Annotated in this window: 17 protein-coding genes; 2 read left to right on the forward strand and 15 right to left on the reverse strand. The window is 45.2% G+C overall.

Going from position 1 to position 18,157, the window contains the following annotated elements:
• Nucleotides 1-81: 81 nt before the first annotated feature.
• The 13 genes from CWC33_RS11950 to CWC33_RS12010 all read right to left on the reverse strand — a co-directional run bounded on the left by CWC33_RS11950 (nt 82) and on the right by CWC33_RS12010 (nt 14,467).
• Nucleotides 82-306 (reverse strand): DUF2835 family protein, encoded by a 225-nt coding sequence (locus tag CWC33_RS11950; protein WP_100692121.1) that lies wholly within the window; start codon nt 304-306, stop codon nt 82-84.
• 22 nt (nt 307-328) lie between these two features.
• Nucleotides 329-2,917 carry an aminopeptidase N gene (gene pepN, locus CWC33_RS11955; RefSeq protein ID WP_100692122.1) on the reverse strand — a complete coding sequence of 863 codons (2,589 nt, stop codon included), beginning with the start codon at nt 2,915-2,917 and terminating at the stop codon, nt 329-331.
• Between the two features lie 19 nt (nt 2,918-2,936).
• Nucleotides 2,937-4,391, reverse strand: coding sequence for a Na+/H+ antiporter NhaC (gene nhaC, locus CWC33_RS11960; protein WP_100692123.1), 1,455 nt, complete (start codon nt 4,389-4,391; stop codon nt 2,937-2,939).
• An 11-nt stretch (nt 4,392-4,402) separates the two neighbouring features.
• On the reverse strand, nt 4,403-5,785 hold the full coding sequence (locus CWC33_RS11965) for a sodium-dependent transporter (RefSeq protein ID WP_100692124.1): 1,383 nt from the start codon (nt 5,783-5,785) through the stop codon (nt 4,403-4,405).
• 116 nt (nt 5,786-5,901) lie between these two features.
• Nucleotides 5,902-7,962 carry a carboxy terminal-processing peptidase gene (prc, locus tag CWC33_RS11970; RefSeq protein WP_100692125.1) on the reverse strand — a complete coding sequence of 687 codons (2,061 nt, stop codon included), beginning with the start codon at nt 7,960-7,962 and terminating at the stop codon, nt 5,902-5,904.
• A 9-nt stretch (nt 7,963-7,971) separates the two neighbouring features.
• Nucleotides 7,972-8,595, reverse strand: a complete 624-nt coding sequence (gene proQ, locus CWC33_RS11975) for an RNA chaperone ProQ (RefSeq protein WP_100692126.1) — start codon at nt 8,593-8,595, stop codon at nt 7,972-7,974.
• Complete coding sequence (locus CWC33_RS11980) at nt 8,592-8,882, reverse strand: hypothetical protein (RefSeq protein WP_100692127.1); 291 nt, start codon at nt 8,880-8,882, stop codon at nt 8,592-8,594. The genes proQ and CWC33_RS11980 overlap by 4 nt, the downstream gene beginning before the upstream one ends.
• 5 nt (nt 8,883-8,887) lie before the next feature.
• Complete coding sequence (locus tag CWC33_RS11985) at nt 8,888-9,355, reverse strand: GAF domain-containing protein (protein WP_442906199.1); 468 nt, start codon at nt 9,353-9,355, stop codon at nt 8,888-8,890.
• Nucleotides 9,356-9,364: 9 nt separating this feature from the next.
• Nucleotides 9,365-9,652 carry a YeaC family protein gene (locus CWC33_RS11990; protein ID WP_100692128.1) on the reverse strand — a complete coding sequence of 96 codons (288 nt, stop codon included), beginning with the start codon at nt 9,650-9,652 and terminating at the stop codon, nt 9,365-9,367.
• Nucleotides 9,653-9,655: 3 nt separating this feature from the next.
• Nucleotides 9,656-9,982 (reverse strand): hypothetical protein, encoded by a 327-nt coding sequence (locus tag CWC33_RS11995; protein ID WP_100692129.1) that lies wholly within the window; start codon nt 9,980-9,982, stop codon nt 9,656-9,658.
• A 127-nt stretch (nt 9,983-10,109) separates the two neighbouring features.
• On the reverse strand, nt 10,110-11,786 hold the full coding sequence (locus CWC33_RS12000) for an alanine/glycine:cation symporter family protein (RefSeq protein ID WP_100692130.1): 1,677 nt from the start codon (nt 11,784-11,786) through the stop codon (nt 10,110-10,112).
• Between the two features lie 44 nt (nt 11,787-11,830).
• Complete coding sequence (locus CWC33_RS12005; protein ID WP_100692131.1) at nt 11,831-12,958, reverse strand: M14 family metallopeptidase; 1,128 nt, start codon at nt 12,956-12,958, stop codon at nt 11,831-11,833.
• A 63-nt stretch (nt 12,959-13,021) separates the two neighbouring features.
• Nucleotides 13,022-14,467: a glyceraldehyde-3-phosphate dehydrogenase gene (locus CWC33_RS12010; protein WP_100692132.1), complete on the reverse strand. Its 1,446-nt coding sequence runs from the start codon at nt 14,465-14,467 to the stop codon at nt 13,022-13,024.
• A gap of 156 nt (nt 14,468-14,623) precedes the next feature.
• Here CWC33_RS12010 and CWC33_RS12015 point away from each other — a divergent pair, with 156 nt between their 5' ends.
• Complete coding sequence (locus CWC33_RS12015; protein ID WP_100692133.1) at nt 14,624-15,427, forward strand: DUF2989 domain-containing protein; 804 nt, start codon at nt 14,624-14,626, stop codon at nt 15,425-15,427.
• On the opposite strand, the gene msrB is transcribed toward CWC33_RS12015, so the two are convergent.
• Nucleotides 15,412-15,810 carry a peptide-methionine (R)-S-oxide reductase MsrB gene (gene msrB / locus CWC33_RS12020; protein WP_100692134.1) on the reverse strand — a complete coding sequence of 133 codons (399 nt, stop codon included), beginning with the start codon at nt 15,808-15,810 and terminating at the stop codon, nt 15,412-15,414. The genes CWC33_RS12015 and msrB overlap by 16 nt on opposite strands.
• Nucleotides 15,811-15,916: 106 nt before the next feature.
• Between msrB and pyk the strand changes: the two genes are divergently transcribed.
• Nucleotides 15,917-17,347, forward strand: a complete 1,431-nt coding sequence (pyk, locus tag CWC33_RS12025; protein WP_100692135.1) for a pyruvate kinase — start codon at nt 15,917-15,919, stop codon at nt 17,345-17,347.
• On the opposite strand, the gene CWC33_RS12030 is transcribed toward pyk, so the two are convergent.
• Nucleotides 17,344-18,156, reverse strand: coding sequence for a DUF6279 family lipoprotein (locus CWC33_RS12030; RefSeq protein WP_100692136.1), 813 nt, complete (start codon nt 18,154-18,156; stop codon nt 17,344-17,346). The genes pyk and CWC33_RS12030 overlap by 4 nt on opposite strands.
• Between the last annotated feature and the right edge of the window lies 1 nt (nt 18,157).

Below are 18,157 nucleotides of genomic sequence, written 5' to 3' on the forward strand. Positions count from 1 at the left end.
ATTTCGCATTAAAAACCAGTGTTTAGACCAGATATTTCGGGGATTGAGAAATAACTATGTTATTTAACTGAATGGAAGTCTTTAAATGCGACTTAAATCAACAAATTTTTGATTTTCATCGACTTGTAAGCGAAAGCGACCTCTTATGCCTTGGCTATCAATAAACTTTATAAAGCGGCCCGCGGGAATAGCGACCCGCGTGCCATTATCAGTGGTTACAACGACTTGCTGAAACCCTTTATTGTAGTAAACATCACAGTATTCCTGATAGCTCATTGACAAACTAAAGACATACTCGATGATCACGTTACTTGCCTGCCTTAAATAATTATTCAGTTAGACAACTTTCGACTTTTTCAAACAAATCGCTGGCTAAGTTCGGTAAAGACTGAATGCCTTTCAACTCGGCTTTCATTAGCTCTTGACGTTTTTCGTCATAGCGACGCCAGCTAACAAACGCAGACAGTAGCCGTGATGCTACCTGAGGGTTAAAGTCATTCAATACTTTAATTTGTTCTGCAACCAACTGATAGCCCTTACCATCCGCCCGATGGAACTGAGCCTGATTCTGTGAGAAAGCCGCCAGCAACGAATAAACTCGGTTTGGATTCTTAATGCTGAAGTCCGGATGAGACATGAGCTCAGTAACCCGCTCGACAGTAGTTTCGCTATTAGAAACCGCCTGAGTACTGAACCACTTGTCCATCACCAACTTCTCCCCCCGCCACTGTTTATCAAAAGCGTCCAGGAACGTTTTCGACAACGAATGATTTGACCAAACCACGGCTTGCAGCGCCGCTAGCTGATCAGTCAGGTTATCGGCCTGATCAAATTCATGCTCAATTAGGTCATTATTGCCATCAGTTAATGCGAGATAACTCAAACAGACTTTCTTGAGTTGTCGTGCAGCAATATCTTGCGCCGATAGCTCATAAGGATGACGGGTTGTACTGCGTTTATAGACGCGAATAAAGTCCTCTTTTAATGCACTCGCCAGTTTTTGCTTAAGACTATCTAAGCTTCTGTTGATGTTCTCAACTGGAATGACCTCAAAGTTTTCACCAATAGTTGCAGGGCTTGGCAACGTTAAAGCTAACGATATCAACGCCGGATCACTGTCACCGAGCAGTAAGTTACGACAAGACGTCGCCGTTTGATCGTCTAACTCAACCTCCGCGTCATTTGATATCGCCTGCTCTACTATCCGAGCAAACAAAGTTTGCGCTGCGTCCCAGCGGCTAAACTCATCTTGACTATGTGCCATTAATACTCGTAACTCATCGTCACTGATATCACGTTTTACTTTCACAGGGGCTGAGAAATTCTCGAATAACGACAAAACGGGTTGCTCTGAAACACCTTCAAACTTCAGTGTGAGCTCATTGTCTTTAAGGTGAATTAAGTGTTCGTCGGACAACTCCAGTGGTTGGCCTTGTAACGTGTATGCCGACCATTTAATCGGAATATGAAAAGGTGCTTTTTCTTTTTGTCCAGGGGTTGCCGGCGTGTCCTGACGCAAGGTTAAGGTCAGTTTTTTTGTTGCTGAGTCGTACGCTTGCTCTACGGCAACGGTTGGAGTGCCCGCTTGTGAATACCAGTTGCGAAAGCGACCGAAGTCTGCGTCGTTAGCGTCTTCCATGGCGGCAACAAAGTCTTCACAAGTAACGGCTTGGCCATCAAAGCGCTCAAAGTACAGCGCCATGCCCTTTTGAAAACCCGATTCGCCTAACAAGGTATGAATCATACGAATGACTTCTGCGCCCTTGTTATACACCGTGACAGTATAAAAGTTGTTCATTTGAACAACTTTATCCGGGCGAATAGGATGCGCCATTGGACTCGCGTCTTCTGCAAACTGATGGCTTCTAATGATCTTCACATCGTTAATGCGATTGACTGCGCGAGAGCCTAAATCCGAACTGAACTCTTGGTCACGAAAAACAGTTAAACCTTCTTTCAGCGATAACTGAAACCAATCACGGCAAGTCACCCGGTTACCCGTCCAGTTATGAAAATATTCATGACCGATAACCGATTCAATGTTCAAAAAGTCCTGGTCTGTCGCTGTTTCCGGATTTGCTAATACATATTTGGCGTTAAAGACGTTTAAGCCTTTGTTTTCCATCGCACCCATATTAAAGAAATCGACAGCAACAACCATATAAATGTCGAGGTCATACACTAAGTTAAAGCGCTCTTCGTCCCACTTCATGGCATTTTTAAGCGATTCCATGGCGTGTGGTGCTCGATGCAGATTTCCCTTATCAACAAAGAGCTGAAGCTCAACGTTTCTGCCGTCTTTGGTTGTGAATTGGTCTTCCAGCAAATCGAAGTTCCCTGCGACCAAGGCAAATAAATAGCTGGGTTTTGGGTGGGGGTCTTCCCAGACGGCTAAATGTTTACCATTGTCCAGTTCCTGATATTCAACACGATTACCATTTGAGAGCAAATACGGGTACCCGTCTTTATCGGCTATGACAGTTGTGCGGTATGTTGCCAAGACGTCAGGACGGTCCATGAAGTAACTGATGCGGCGAAACCCTTCGGCTTCGCACTGAGTACAGTAAGTACCCTCAGCTAAATACAAGCCTTCAAGCGCTTCATTAGCGCTTGGGTTTACTGTATTTTCAATGGTTAACTCAAAGCTATCGAGTGCGATATCGAGTATCAACTGGTTGTTATCAACCTTCCACTTTTCGGCTGGAATAACCTCACTATTCACTTTGACGCTATTCAGCGTTATGTCTTCGCCATCAAGCACCAACGGCTTAGTGTGGTTGCCCTGGCGCTCAACCTTCATGACATTAGTGACCTGAGTATTTTCAGGGTGTAACTCAAAGGTCAAATCAACCGTTGAAATAGTGAATTCGGGTTGTTGATAATCTTTTCTATACTTCGCTTTCGGTAACTGTGTCATAACTTCCTTTCAGTACTGATTAAGCCGTTGCTTCTTCTGGCTCTGGCTTTTTATAGAGAATAGTCCAGCCGGTATAGGCAAACACTACCGCAATTAGCGGTGTTAAATAGTTGAAGAACGCAAAGATACCATATTCGAATGGGCTAACCGCAAGTACCGAGAACATATAAGCACCACAGGTATTCCACGGAATTAGCGCTGACGTAATAGTACCACTGTCCTCCAGCGTACGAGACAGTACGCGTGGATCAAGATTTCGGCGCTCGTACTCTTCTCTGAACATACGACCAGGCAAGACAATAGCCATATATTGGTCAGCGGTTAAGACGTTGGCGCCAAAGCAAGTAAATAACGTACCGGTAATCAATGAACCAACCGACTTGCTGGCTTTTAGCATGCCCCGAATAAAGCGCTCAAGCAGCCCTATTTTTTCCATAATAGCGCCGAACGTCATTGCGCTAAGAATGAGCCAAACAGTATTGAGCATGGACACCATACCACCGCCACTTAGCAAAGAGTCCAGATTAGCACTGCCTGTACTAACGATCGTGCCATCGGACAACGCAAGCCAAACTACCTTCAGAGAAGCTACCCAACCTTCTTCACCAGCAATTTGCGTCACCATCTCAGGCTGGAAAATAAGCGCCCAGGCACCACCTAATAATGCACCAAAGAATACGGTAGGTAATGCCGGTTTACGGGTTGCTGCTAAGTATAAAAGTATGGCAAGTGGTACCAACATTTCCCAGCCAATGTTAAAGGTTGCCTGAAGTTGGGTTTGCATTTGTTCTAATCGCTGAAGGCTAACGTTAGTATCTGCGTTTAGACCGAGAATGAGGAAAATGATAACGGATATTACAAACGCTGGGCCTGCGGTGTATCCCATGTAACGAATATGAGCAAACAGCTCTGTGCCTGCAACTGCAGGAGCCAGGTTCGTAGTATCGGAGAGCGGTGACATTTTATCACCAAAATACGCCCCTGAAACTATCGCACCTGCGGCAATAGCAGGTTCAAGTCCCATACCGGAAGCAACCCCCATTAATGCCACACCGATGGTCGCAGCCGTTGTCCATGAGCTACCAATTGAAAGCGCGACAATACCGCAAATAATACAACTCGCGGCATAAAACAGACCGGGATTTAAGAGCTCCAGACCAAAATAGATAAGCGTTGGTACGGTACCCGATAACAACCAGGTTCCAATTAATGAGCCAACCGCAAGAATGATTAGCATAGCGCCTAGCGCAACTGAAATACCTTCAGTAATACCCTCTTCTATTTGCGACCAACTAAAACCATTGCGAAAACCAATGATAACGGCAATGCCGGATGCAACTAATAACGCAATTTGGTTAGGCCCATAAGACGAGTCCTCGCCGAATAAATAAACGGACGAAGCCAGCATGACAATCAGCGCCATTAGTGGAACTAACGCCTGGAATAAACTTGGTTGTTTTGTTGTATGACTCATTAATTTTTAACCTAAAGTTTTATAAAACCAATTAACTGCAAGAAAATAATAATAATGGCTACGGGCGCAATGTATTTAACGCACAACAACCAAATGTCAAAAACCGGTTTGTGGCTGTCTAATTCATTTTCGCTGAGCTCTCTTTTCATCACCCAACCAGCCAAAATAGCCAGTAACAACCCGCCTAATGGCAGTAAGATACTGGACGTCAAAAGGTCAATAATATCAAAAATTGAGTTAATGGGTTTACCCAGCCACTCACCGCTAAGTTGAGCCCATTCGCTCCCTGCAAATGAGTGAATGGTTAGCTGCCCTAATAACCAAAGCACAAAACCGGAAACAAGCGTCGCTGGCCAGCGCTTTAAAGAGAACTTCTCTGCTACAAAAGCAACAGAAGACTCAATCATTGCGATAGCCGATGTAAAAGCCGCTATAACAAGCATAATGAAAAATACGGTACCAAGCAGTGTGCCAGCAGGCATTTCCGCAAATGCCAAAGGTAACGTGGTGAAAATAAGACCAGGCCCCTCACTCGGGGTCAGCCCAAAGCCAAAGACCAAAGGAAATATTGCTAAGCCGGCCAGCAACGCAACAATGGTATCAATAACAGCTATCCAGAGGCTGGTTTGTACTATCGATGTTTCACGGGGCAAGTAAGCCCCGTACATAATGACCACACCCGACGCTAAGCCTAATGTGAAGAACGAATGTCCCAAGGCAATCATCACACCGTTTACCGAGAGCTTGCTAAAGTCGGGTTCGAACATAAAGGTTATTGCTGCAGAAAAGTCACCAATATTGCCGACGTATATGGCGATGCCGACAAGCAGCAAAATCATGGCTGGTAATAGCAAGCGGACAGAGCGCTCCAAACCATTTTTTACGCCGTTGCCAACCACTAAAACTGTCGCGATAATAATAAGGCTGTGCCATAACATCAATTCGCCCGGTGACGACAATAGCCCGGTGAAAACACTACCCACCTGTTCTGCTGAAGCACCTTCAAATAACCCTTGTCCGGCTTTAAATACATAAGCTAACGCCCAGCCCGCGATAACGGCATAAAAACTCAGCACTAAATAACCCGTCAGCATACCTAGCCAGCCAGCGCTTTGCCAGAAAGAGCTTTTTCCTGATTCCTGCGCAACCGACTTTGCCGCATACCCTGGTGAATGCCGACCTCGACGACCAATAATGACCTCGGCAATCATGATAGGGATGCCAATTCCCAGAATACATAGCAGGTAAATAAGAACGAAAGCACCGCCGCCATTTTCTCCCATGACATACGGAAACTTCCAAATGTTACCCAAACCAACAGCGGCAGCGGAAGATGCGAGAATGAAACTGAGCCGGCTTGACCAGCGGCTTGAGATTGTCTGATTGTTTGTCATTGTTTTTTAGTTATTGTTGTTATTTTATTGAGTTATATCACAACCGCCTATGTTGTTGTCGGCTGTGTTAAAAAAATACCGCCAATCAAGGCGGTATTTAAATCATGCGTTAGCGACTAATTATTCGCTGCAAGCTCCTCACCATGAATAAAGTCCATTGCAACAAGCAACGCTTGCTCAAGGTAAGGATCAACTTCTGTCATTTCTTCCGGAGCATCATCAATGCTTTCCACTGGTTCTTTACCAGCTCTTTTTAGACGAGCATTAACTCGCTCAAGCTGGCGGTTTTTTTGTTCATCTTCTTTGTTCTTACGTTCTTCAGCTTCCAGGCTTACCCAGGTTTTATCTTTTTCTAAACGGTAACGCTCAATGTCTTCGAAGATAAACTTAAACTCAGGCTCGCTTTCAATACGTTTGTTTAAGCGAGTTTGAAGTAGCTCAATTTCTGAGTCGCCAACTCTATTAACCGGTTTAAAGTCGGTCTTTTTAATTTTATCCCAGGGTAGCGCGTTATCTTCTTTGCTTTCGCCCCACTCCGATGCTTCTACAAAAGATGGAAATACGATATCAGGTTGAACCCCTTTGAGTTGCGTACTACCGCCATCTATACGATAAAACTTTGCAATAGTGTACTGAACACTGCCTAGCGGCTCATCAAAAAAGTCAAAACGACGTGCCAGTCCACGATGTTGCTGAACCGTTCCTTTACCGAAGGTATTTTCGCCCAATATAAGCGCCCGTTCGTAGTCTTGCATTGCGGCTGCGAATATCTCAGAAGCCGAGGCACTGTAACGGTCAACCATGACAAATAAGGGGCCTGAATAGAACACTTTACCGTCTTTGTCTTCGCTAACATCAACGCGTCCGCGCCCGTCACTGACCTGAACGACCGGCCCTTTATCAATAAATAGCCCCGTCAAACCAATGGCTTCTGTTAAAGCGCCGCCGCCGTTACCGCGTAAGTCAATAATCAAGCCTTCTACGTCTTCTGACTGCATGTCATTTATCAGCTTTTTAACATCGGCTGTCAGGTTGTTATAGAAGCCGGGTATTTCAATGACGCCCATCTTCTGGCCTTCGTAAATACCCTCTTCGATGGTTTTCACTTCCGCTTTTGCAGCACGGTCTTCCAGTTTAACTTTGTCACGAGTGACCTTGACAACGTTAGGCGTTCCGCCCGCGCCTTGGCTGGCTTTCAACACCTGCAAACGTACAGTCGTGCCTTTAGGCCCTTTGATTAGTTCAACCACATCGTCTAAGCGCATGCCGATAATATCGACAAACTCTTCCTTGTCCTCACCTTCGCCCTGTCCAACAGCAATAATTTTGTCTTCCGGTGACAGCTTGCCTGTTTTGTCCGCCGGACCGCCTGGCACCAAGCTACGAATAACGGTGTAGTCATATTCCGACTGTAAAACGGCGCCAATTCCCTCAAGCTCGAGGTTCATGTTTTGTTTGAAACGCTCAGAGTTTGATGGCGACAAATAGCTCGTGTGCGGTTCAACCGAGCGCGCAAACGCATTCATTAATGTCTGAAATACATCTTCGCTCTTAGACTTGGTTAAACGATTAAGAGCACTGTTGTAGCGTTTACCCAAAGTTTCAACAATTTCAGGCCACTCTTTACCCGCTAGTTTTAAATTAAGCGCATCGTACTTAACGCGGCTTTGCCAGAGATCATTAAGTTCTTTTTCGGTTGTTGCCCACTCCGCATCTTCGCGATCGTAATAATACTTATCGCCCTCAACTGAAAAGTCCATTGGCTTTTCGTCGTCCAGCAAAGAAAGCGCATAAGTATATCGGTCAAAACGGCGTTCTAAGCTGTTTTGATAAATATCGTAGGCGACATCGAGCTCACCGCTTTTCAGCATGTCATCGAATAAGTGTTGGTATTCAGACGCACTTTCTACATCCTCTTTCAGCAAAAACATTTTGCTGTAGTCGAGCATTTCGAAATAACGGTCGTATATTTGCTCAGACAACTCGTTATCAAGCGTCATACCGCTATAGTGATAACGAGTAAAGTAGGAAGTAATTCGTTCACTGGCTGTATCGTGTTGAGACTCTTGCTCTAATTCCGGCAACTCATCGACACTGTGTTTGGGAGGTATTGCGTAAGCCGTTGGTACGGCAACAGCTAACGCTAATAAATAACTTCTTACAGCCAAGTGTTTCATTCAATGCTCCTAAGCGCGCAAAAATATCTTATCCGCTTTTACTTTCATGCTGAGACCATTGGCCAGTTGAACTTGAACGTCGTTCTTATCCAGCTCAGTAATGGTTCCCGTCATAGGCTGGTTTCCAGCCTTCACCTGTACCTGTTGACCTACAGACAGCTTGCTAAGTTCCACTTCTTCCAGTTTTAACTCAGGTTTGGGCTTTTTCTTGGCCGCTTTCGGCTTACTGGGTTTCGCCGATTCAGTAATTTTCTTTTTCACCGGCGCTTTTGGCTTAGCGGCATTTTTTTCTTTTGCTTTCTGAGCAGCTTTTGCTTTTGACTCTTTTAATGACTCTTGTGCATGTTCCTGATGCTCTTCAGTCACTTTATCAGCTTCGTTACCATCAAGATCAACACGAGCCTCCCCGGCTTTTATGCTGTAAAGGTAACGCCAGCTATTGGTGTAATGACGAAGTGCCGTTCTCAAACGGGTTTTACTGACTTTTTCATCGTCTTCTAAACGTTTTGCTAAGTCTTCAAAAATGCCTATTTTTAGTGGCTTGGCATCACCTTTTAACGAAAAGCAGTTAGGGAACTGTTCTGCAAGGTAGGCAATAACGTCTTTGCTCTTCGTCAGTTTTTTCCGGTTCAGTCATTCTGTTCTTCTTCCTGTTCTCGAACGTCGTCCATTAGGTTTTGAACGTATTCGTCCATTTCATCAAATGATAATTCCAAAAGAGCGGGTTCTTCTATCCAGTCATACAACGTACGACGAACCATCTCTTCTAATTGTTCTGTGTTATCGTCATCTGTGCGCAGCGCATTAATGTGATGCAGCATTTCATTGATTTGATCTGCCGCTTCTTCTGCGTCGTCATCAAAAAACACGGCGTCTTCGCGCGTTACCAAATAGCTGTGAATATCAAACTCGTCAAACATAAAGATTACTTCTGCCAGTTCAGGTTGCTACAAAAGTCAGCTATTTTTTGAAAGCCTGCAGCGTCCTCATTATCGAAGCGACCAATAGACGGGCTGTCTATATCGAGCACCGCCACTGTTTTTCCATTAACAACAATAGGCGCAACAATTTCACTGTTAGACGCTGAATCACACGCAATGTGCCCTTCGAATTCATGAACATTTTTAACGCACTGTGTCTGCTGGGTTTTAGCACCGACACCGCAAACGCCTTTTCCAAAGGGAATTCGCACACAAGCTACTTTGCCCTGGAATGGACCTAAAACAAGTTCTTCGCTTGATTCAGCCAGATAAAAGCCAAGCCAATTAATGTCGTCAATTGCGTCATACAAAAGAGCGGAAATATTAGAAAGGTTCGCAATGAGATTAGACTCACCCTCTGTAATAGCTTGAGCCTGGCGTAAAAGGTCGGAATACAACTGCGCTTTCATCATTTGTTCAACTTAATTATCGAGCTTAAATCGGGCTATAGAAGCCGTGTCGTTGCCAGTACGAAACTGGTCTTTTAATTCACGTTTAGACTTAGAAATAATATTTCCATCCGGTCCAACCGTGTAGGCCTCGTCAGAATTAGCAAACTTTGCTTGATAAGCCATCACTAACTGCAGCGAGTTTTCGCGTTGTTCTTCGGTCAGTCTATTTCCGTCCGGCCACTTGCCTGTTTCTACCGATTGCACCAAGCGCTCATAGACCTCTGGCGTCATACTATTAATTAAGTCATCAAACTGCATGAGTTATTGCTTCTTCTTTAAGAACATCAACTGTACCCGGTTTATAACAAACCATATTAAACCGACAACAATGCCACCAATAGCAATGTTATAGCCCCATGACAGTGGTTGTGGCTGTTGCATAAACAAATAGGTAAAAGCCGCTATGGCAATAATTAGAGCCAACATGGAACGGGATACCAGCTTGTCAGACTTTTCCTGCTTTAAGCGACGCCGTTCTCTCTCTATATCGTCCTTACTTTGTCCAGCTAAAACGAATTGACAGTGGGGGCATTCTCGCGCCTTTGACGATATTCGCTTATTACAAGATGGGCATTTCGTTAACGCCATAATTTCATAACCTACCTCTTATGCAGTCCTTGCAATATAAGGCTTTTGCGCTGAATTTCAAGCAAAGTGAATAAGAAAATAAAAAACGGCCAGCAATAACTGGCCGTTTTACAGAGCTCATTAGCGCTTATTTCTTCTTGTCAGCATCGCCGAAGTCTTTCCAGTAAGACTTCACCGTTGACTTCATTTCTTTATGAAGCAGCAACATACCGAGTAAGTTAGGTAGGGTCATGAGTACAATAGCGACTGCTGACGCTGTCCAAACGAGCGTGGTGTCCGCAAATGACGCCCAGAAGAAGCCCGCAACGTATAAAATGCGGTACGGCATAACGCCTTTCTGGCCGACCAGATAGACAACCGCCCTGTCACCATAGTATGACCAGGCTATCGCTGTCGAAAACGCGAACATAAGTAACGTCAGTGGAATAATGTATTGTCCGTAATCGCCGAAGTAACCGTTAGCAAAGGCTAATGAAGTCAACGCAGCCGAGTGCACCAGCGATTTACCAACCACTTCGATGTCTTCTTTGATTAAGTTACCGTTCTTAATCTCAACGGTACCGTTATAAGCATCTTCACCGGCAACAATAAAGCGAACGTCTTCAGCCACTGAACGTGCGTGCAAGATAGTGACTTCACCATTGGTCTGTGCTTCACCATTAACCACTTCCAGCTTGCCTGAATAACGTTCAATTTCAGTATCGCTAAAATCGTTCAGGTATCTGTAAAGCTGCTCGCGATCGTCGGTATCAACATCGTTGTATTGCCCGACAACGAAGTCTAAATCACTACGTGCGAATACGTTTTCGTGCTTTTCAGTCCAAACACCGGAAGACAATATAACCAAACCAGTTAAAGTACAGATAAGAATGGTATCCAGGAAAGGCTCCAGAATTGAAACCAGACCTTCTGCAACCGGGTCTTTCGCTTTTGCTGATGCGTGCGCAATCGGTGCCGAACCCTGACCTGCCTCGTTCGAGAATAAGCCACGGTTAACGCCCCGGTTAAACGCATACGCAAAACTAGCACCTAAGAAGCCGCCTGCAGCCGCTGAACCAGTAAAGGCATCACGGAAAATCGAGACAAACGCCTCACCAATATTGTCGATGTTGAAGAAAATAACGCTCAAAGAGCCAATCACGTAAAGAATACCCATTATAGGAACAATCTTTGATGTAACGGCTGCAATGCGTTTAATACCGCCAATAATAACCATCGCTAGCAGTATTGATAGAATAGCACCTGTCCAAACTGGATCGATCTGGAAAGTCTGTTCCATTGACTGAGCAATGTTATTAATTTGCGGCATATTGCCCGTACCAAACGAGCTAATAATGGTTGCAATGGCAAAAATGACGGCAAGCCACTTCATGTTTAGACGACGGTCCATGTAATACATTGGGCCGCCCGCCATAGTGCCATCTTCGGTTTTTACGCGGTATTTGTGGGACAAGGTGACTTCGACAAACTTTGTGGTCATACCTAAGAAGGCTGTCATCCACATCCAAAAAATCGCTGCGGGCCCCCCTAGGAAAACCGCCAGTGCAACACCACCAATATTACCGGTACCAACGGTACCGGACAGCGCCGTCGATAAAGCCTGGAAGTGACTGGTGTCACCTTGTGAGTCTTTACGGTCAAATTTGCCCGCCAATACCCGCCATGCGTGTCTGAAGTATCTTACTTGTGGAAAGCCAAGGTATAACGTAAAGAATAGACCCACACCAAGTAAGATGAACGGGAAATAGGCAGCAGAGCCTAAAAAACCGTCAATCCATAATAGAAAGTTATTGAGCGCTTCCAAGGAAGACCCCCTCTTGTTGTTATTATTGTTAATTCACTCTAGTTTTAACGCAATTTTGGCGATACTGCCAATATTGCGGTTAATACATCTTCACCTAAGCGATGCGAACGAGGAGCAGACCAGCCAAAATCTTCATCAGGCAAGTCGGCGTTATCTTTAAACGGCATTTCTAACGTATAAGAAAGGCATTTGAACTTTTCACCTACCGCCGAATTAGCAACCGTCATGTTTGCTTTACCCGGTTTGTCCAGCTCATACCCATACTTGGTTTGAAACTCTGGCGTTGTCGTCAATAAAGCCGCTTTGAAGGTGTCTTCCAGGTCTTTGTGGCGATCATCGTAAGAAGGAATACCCTCACATCCTGCAACAAAGTTATATGGCAGAGCTTCGTCACCATGCACATCCAAAAACATATCCACGCCAGTTTGCTCCATACGTTTTAGAACGTAGAAAACTTCCGGGCTTTTTTCCAAGCTGGGTTCCGCCCACTCGCGATTCAGGTTGGTACCTACTGCGTTTGTGCGCAAATGGCCACGGACACTACCGTCCGGGTTCATATTCGGAACAACGTAAAATACATTGTTGTCTAGCAGCTTACGAGCAACACCATCTTCGTCGTCCAATAAGCGTCCAATGAAACCTTCCATAAACCATTCAGCCATCGACTCGCCCGGATGCTGACGTGCGGTAACCCAAATGGTGTTTTTATGTTCTGCCGGCTCACCAATCACCAATAAGTTAAGCTCACGACCATCGATGGTTTCACCTAACAGCTCGTGGTAGCAATCGACAGATTGTTGAGCGGATTGAATCAAGTCCTGGTGACGTTCATAAGAATAAGGAACAAAGTATGCGTAATAAACGCTTTCTTGTTCCGGGGTGTGACGAATTGTGAGCTCTTTGCCATTGTAGTCTGTCGGTACCCGGAACCAGGTTTCGCGGTCATAAGACGCTAATGCCTGATAGCCGTCCCAGCCGTCAGGATAAGCTGAGCCAGCGGCATTTTCGATAACCATGACATGCTCAGTGCCGGCTTCGGCAAACAGTTTAAAATGGAACCACTGATAAAAGTCAGACTGGTTGTCTTTATTAATTGCGAGACGGATGTTGTCGGCACTGTCCGCGCTGATAACCTGAATGTTGCCACTATCGAAATGAGCAGAAATACGCATAATTCACCTTTATTAAAGCAATACGGTACAACAAAAAAGCGCCCGGCGGGCGCTCTTTTAACGTTATTTAGGCAGATTCGGAACCTTAAGTCCCGCCATAGATTCTGCAACACGAACCACCTGACAGCTATAACCAAACTCGTTGTCATACCATACGTAAAGTACAGCACGGTCTTCGTCGACAATCGTTGCCTGCGAGTCTACAACGCCCGCATGGCGTGAACCAACCAAGTCAGAAGAGACAATTTCGGTTGATGCAGTATAGTCGATTTGGTTAACCAGCTCCGAGTGTAAAGCGGTGTCACGCAAAAAGTCATTTAACTCATCGCGAGATGTCGCTTTTTCTAAATTCAGGTTCATGATAGCCATCGATACGTTAGGCGTTGGAACACGAATAGCGTTCCCCGTAAGCTTGCCTGCCATTTCTGGCAATGCTTTGGCTACCGCTTTTGCTGCACCCGTCGAGGTGATAACCATGTTCAGCGGTGCTGAACGACCGCGGCGATCCGCTTTATGGTAGTTATCAATCAGGTTTTGGTCATTAGTGTATGAGTGAACGGTTTCAACGTGACCATTGCGAATACCGTATTTGTCATTTACGGCTTTTAGCACTGGCGTAATCGCATTAGTTGTGCAGCTTGCAGCTGAAACAATCGCATCGCCGTCTTCAATGTCACCGTCGTTAACTCCAAATACGATGTTTTTGATATCGCCTTTTGAAGGTGCTGTCAGTAATACTTTGCTGACACCTTTTGATTTCAGGTGCAGACCAAGACCGGCTTCGTCCTTCCAAATACCGGTGTTGTCGATAACAATCGCATTATTAATGCCGTATTGAGTATAGTCGACTTGGTCTGGGCCGTCAGAGTAGATGACTTTGATGTTGGTGCCATTGGCTTTAATGCTTTGGTTTTCATTATCAACCGTGATGGAGCCATTAAATTGACCATGGATAGAGTCACGGCGTAACAAGCTTGCACGTTTTTCCAAGTCACCGTCACGACCACCGCGAACAACCACGGCTCTTAAGCGCATTTTATTGTTAGCACCATTACGCTCAATAAGCTGGCGCGCTAATAAACGACCGATACGACCAAAGCCATAAAGAACAACGTCACGCGGCTCAATATCATCTTCTCTGTCAATAATATCGGCCAGCTCACGCTTCACATAGTCTTTAATTGACAAGTCGCCAGCTTTACCGCCAAACAGATAACCATAAGCCAGCTTGCCTAAATCAACACGTGCTGGAGACAGTTTCAACTCAGCCATAGCTTCTAAAAATGGAAAGCTCTCACGTAAACGAATTTTTTGACCTTCGTAACGGCGAATTAAACGGTGAGACTTGATGATATTAATGGTTGAAACGTTCAGCAGAGAACGTCCGTAAACAAGGATTTCAACACCAAAGTTACGATAAAGCTTGCCGAGAATCGGCTGCATTTGTTCTGCGTATTCCTGGCGTTCTTGCCAGCTTGCTAAAGTAGGATCTTGCTGGTTAGCATTCATATTGAGCCCTGTCCTCTGTACTTAATGTTCAGTGAGCGTGTTCAGTAAGCAAATAAAGTGCTACGCTTAAAAATCCGCAGTATTGTACTGAAAAGGTCGGCATGAAGCCAACTTTAAGAGAAAATCCGCTTTTAATGATACCGTAAACGGGTGACTATGATTAAAAAATACGCAGCTCTTATTGCTCTACTCCCTCTTGCGGGATGCTATGACAGCGCCCCTACCGTTCGGGAAATTTGTCAAAACACGCCTTCTATGTGCAGTGATTTAAACGATGATAACTGGTGTAACTCAGAGCGACGCCAGCTAATTTTCAGTCGTTACGGTGTCAGTCAAAACAAAACCCCGGAAAATCAGTATTACCTGATGCAGGACTTGCAGGAATACAGTAAATGTATCGAACTGGCGTCAACCATTGAGCACAAAAAACTAAAACAAAAACAGTCTAACCGTATTGAAGCGTATATAAATTCTCAGAAGAATATTAAAGCGCTCGCCAACGAAACCAGAAGCTCTGAACACCCACTCTGGTTATATTGGCATTGGTCTAACCAAGGCAATGACGAGGCTCTTCAAAAGCTATTAGCGATGGAAGGCTCTAAGCGTATGCAAACACCAGAGCTGCAACTGGCGTTAGCGACTTACTACACGAAGCAAGATTCCGAAAAAACTTTCAAGCTGCTTTATAACGCACTTCGCTTATACAAAGAAGGTGACCGCATCAATCCAGAGATTCCTTCAACGCTCGTATCGATGTACCTTAAAGAAGGCGAAGCCGAAAAAGCCTACGTATGGTCACAAGTCGCCTGGCAACTGGGCCAGGAGAACCTCGATAAAAGCAGCATGAAGAATATTGTCACCGCATCGGAAGATGAATACAGTGACTGGGACGAACAGGCTGAAGACATCGTTGACCAAATAAAAGAAGGCCGGTTTAAAGGTCGCTACTCGTCTTCATAACGCATAGCGACCGAGTTAATGCAGTAGCGCTGCCCGGTTTCCGTCGGTCCATCGTCAAAGACATGGCCCAAGTGTCCGTTGCAGCGGCTGCATAACACCTCAACTCTGACCATGCCGTGAGTGGTATCTTTTTCATAGCGAACGGCACCTTCAATCGCTGAGTCAAAACTTGGCCATCCACAATGCGAGTCAAACTGAGTGTCGCCTGCAAATATCGCCTGCCCACACCCTGCGCAGCGATAAATTCCGTCTTTATCCGCTGTCATGTATTTGCCGGTAAATGGGCGCTCTGTACCTTTTTGTCTCAACACATAATACGCATCGTCTGACAGTTCATTTTTCCATTCATCATCAGATAGGTGTTTCCAGTCCTTTTCCGCCATAAGTCGCTCCTTATTTATTCGGTAAACAGGCGTTATGTCATACTACTGATATAAAGCCTATGCTAAGATTATTGTTACATATATTGTCATATTGCTGGAGTTAAGCATGCTTCGACGTACCAAAATTGTAACCACCCTTGGTCCTGCCACAGATTCAAAAGACACCCTAAGGTCACTGATACAGGCTGGCGCTAATGTGGTTCGCCTTAATTTCTCTCATGGCAATGCAGAAGATCATAAGAAACGGGCGTCTATGGTTCGCGAAATAGCTGCCGAGCTAAATGCCCATGTCGCTATTCTTGGTGACCTGCAAGGACCTAAAATTCGTATCGCCCGTTTTAAAAATGACTACGTTAATTTAAACGCGGGCGATCAGTTTACGCTTGATGCTGAAATGCCCAAAGACGCCGGTGACGAGCATGCCGTTGGGCTAGACTACAAACAGTTACCAGAGGACGTTGCACCGGACGATATTCTCTTACTTGATGACGGCCGTTTACAGCTCAAAGTAACGGAAATTGAAGGCAGTAAAGTTCACACGGTAGTAACCATTGGTGGCACCCTGTCGAACAATAAAGGCATTAACCGTCAAGGCGGCGGACTTTCCGCGGCTGCATTAACCGAAAAAGACTTCGCCGACATAAAAACAGCGGCTGAAATTGGTGTCGACTATCTCGCGGTTTCATTCCCTCGTAGTGGCGACGATATTAACCAGGCGCGTCATTTGCTTCGTAATGCCGGTGGTAAAGGCCTACTTTGTGCAAAAATAGAACGCGCGGAAGCTGTTGCCAGTGAACATGCGCTGGACGATATTATTCGCGCTTCGGATGCCGTTATGGTTGCCCGTGGTGACTTAGGGGTAGAAATTGGTGACGCTCAGCTGGTGGGTAAACAAAAGCTTATTATTTCCCGTGCACGCCAGTTAAATCGTGTTGTTATTACGGCAACACAAATGATGGAATCGATGATAGAGAATCCAATGCCTACTCGAGCCGAGGTTATGGACGTTGCCAACGCCGTGCTTGACGGTACCGATGCGGTTATGTTGTCTGCGGAAACTGCTGCGGGGAAACACCCTATTGCCACAGTTAAAGCCATGGCGGAAATATGTCTCGGCGCCGAAACTCACCCGTCAGCCAAGTTGGATCATAAAGATCTGGAGGAAGTCTTCTCGAGCATCACCGAAGCCACAGCGATGTCAGCAATGTATGCTGCAACACATTTAAGTGGCGTCGCCGCTATTGTCGCATTGACCGAGTCAGGGTTTACTGCAAAGCTTATGTCGCGTATTACCTCGCACTTGCCAATTTTTTCGTTATCGCGTCACGCTGAAAGTCGCAATAAGTCGGCCATGTACCGCGGTGTTTATCCCATTAATTTTGACTCAACCAAAACCGAAAACCCTATTCTTGAGGCCGTCGCAGTTTTGAAATCTCAAGGGCATCTAAAAGCCGGTGACTTGGTTATCCTGACTCACGGTGACGTCATGGAAACCGTTGGGTCAAGCAATACCTGTAAGATTATTGAAGTGAGCTAGTCTTTAAAGTCTTCAGTAATACCATCAAGAAGGTCGATGTATTCATCGGCCTTTGCAACCGCCGCCTTGCGTTGCTTTTCAGATAAGCTTACATACATATTCCACAAAAACGTATTTCTCGCGTCGCTACTTTGTTCTATCTTTTCCTGAAGTGCTTCAGAACGCAGTTGCTTAGGGTTCTTGATAAGAGCGCTTAATTTACCAATATCGGTTGGCTCAGTCAGCAGCACGGTCTCAAATTCGGTTAACCACATTGTCCGATAATTGAGCCAATCTTCTTGTATTGATGGACTGTTTGCAACCCAGTCACGCAGCAACTTATCTTGTTGCTCAGTCAAGTCACCAATAATATCTTCCAGGTCACTTTCAACCTCATTCGCTCGTTCAAGTTGCCTTAAAATGGGGTTTTCGGACTGCTTTTCTTCAATTCTCTCCACCAGCTGTTGCTTTTGCCTCACTGACAGCTGATTAATGAGTACTGTTTCAGTCGCGATTCTGTCGAGTAAATTTTGCCAAAAACCGAGAAGCGTTTGCTCAAATTCAACAATATCGGATTTTTCTAAAGTTTTGTTGTCTACCTTTTGACGCAAATTAAACAGCGCCTCGCGGTATTTTGGAATTTGTGTACGGGCATGCCATAAATGGAGTTCATCGACTTTCTTTGCAAGCGTTTCTTCCTGCTCACTATTTAAGTCTACGTATTCTTTTACGCGCCACTCAACCAGAGTATCCGCAAACTGATAACCGATATTGGCGGTACAACCGGATAGCATCAGCAAAGCCAACAGAGTAAAACCAAGATAGCGCATA

The sequence above is a fragment of the Idiomarina sp. X4 genome (assembly GCF_002808045.1).
Classification (GTDB): domain Bacteria; phylum Pseudomonadota; class Gammaproteobacteria; order Enterobacterales; family Alteromonadaceae; genus Idiomarina.

Excerpts from the sequence above, each read along its gene's own strand:
- pepN (WP_100692122.1), bottom strand. The coding sequence starts at position 2,917 with ATGACACAGTTACCGAAAGCGAAGTATAGAAAAGATTATCAACAACCC.
- nhaC (WP_100692123.1), bottom strand. The coding sequence starts at position 4,391 with ATGAGTCATACAACAAAACAACCAAGTTTATTCCAGGCGTTAGTTCCA.
- CWC33_RS11965 (WP_100692124.1), bottom strand. The coding sequence starts at position 5,785 with ATGACAAACAATCAGACAATCTCAAGCCGCTGGTCAAGCCGGCTCAGT.
- prc (WP_100692125.1), bottom strand. The coding sequence starts at position 7,962 with ATGAAACACTTGGCTGTAAGAAGTTATTTATTAGCGTTAGCTGTTGCC.
- CWC33_RS11980 (WP_100692127.1), bottom strand. The coding sequence starts at position 8,882 with ATGTTTGACGAGTTTGATATTCACAGCTATTTGGTAACGCGCGAAGAC.
- CWC33_RS11985 (WP_442906199.1), bottom strand. The coding sequence starts at position 9,355 with ATGATGAAAGCGCAGTTGTATTCCGACCTTTTACGCCAGGCTCAAGCT.
- CWC33_RS11990 (WP_100692128.1), bottom strand. The coding sequence starts at position 9,652 with ATGCAGTTTGATGACTTAATTAATAGTATGACGCCAGAGGTCTATGAG.
- CWC33_RS11995 (WP_100692129.1), bottom strand. The coding sequence starts at position 9,982 with ATGGCGTTAACGAAATGCCCATCTTGTAATAAGCGAATATCGTCAAAG.
- CWC33_RS12005 (WP_100692131.1), bottom strand. The coding sequence starts at position 12,958 with ATGCGTATTTCTGCTCATTTCGATAGTGGCAACATTCAGGTTATCAGC.
- CWC33_RS12010 (WP_100692132.1), bottom strand. The coding sequence starts at position 14,467 with ATGAATGCTAACCAGCAAGATCCTACTTTAGCAAGCTGGCAAGAACGC.
- CWC33_RS12015 (WP_100692133.1), top strand. The coding sequence starts at position 14,624 with ATGATTAAAAAATACGCAGCTCTTATTGCTCTACTCCCTCTTGCGGGA.
- msrB (WP_100692134.1), bottom strand. The coding sequence starts at position 15,810 with ATGGCGGAAAAGGACTGGAAACACCTATCTGATGATGAATGGAAAAAT.
- pyk (WP_100692135.1), top strand. The coding sequence starts at position 15,917 with ATGCTTCGACGTACCAAAATTGTAACCACCCTTGGTCCTGCCACAGAT.
- CWC33_RS12030 (WP_100692136.1), bottom strand. The coding sequence starts at position 18,156 with ATGCGCTATCTTGGTTTTACTCTGTTGGCTTTGCTGATGCTATCCGGT.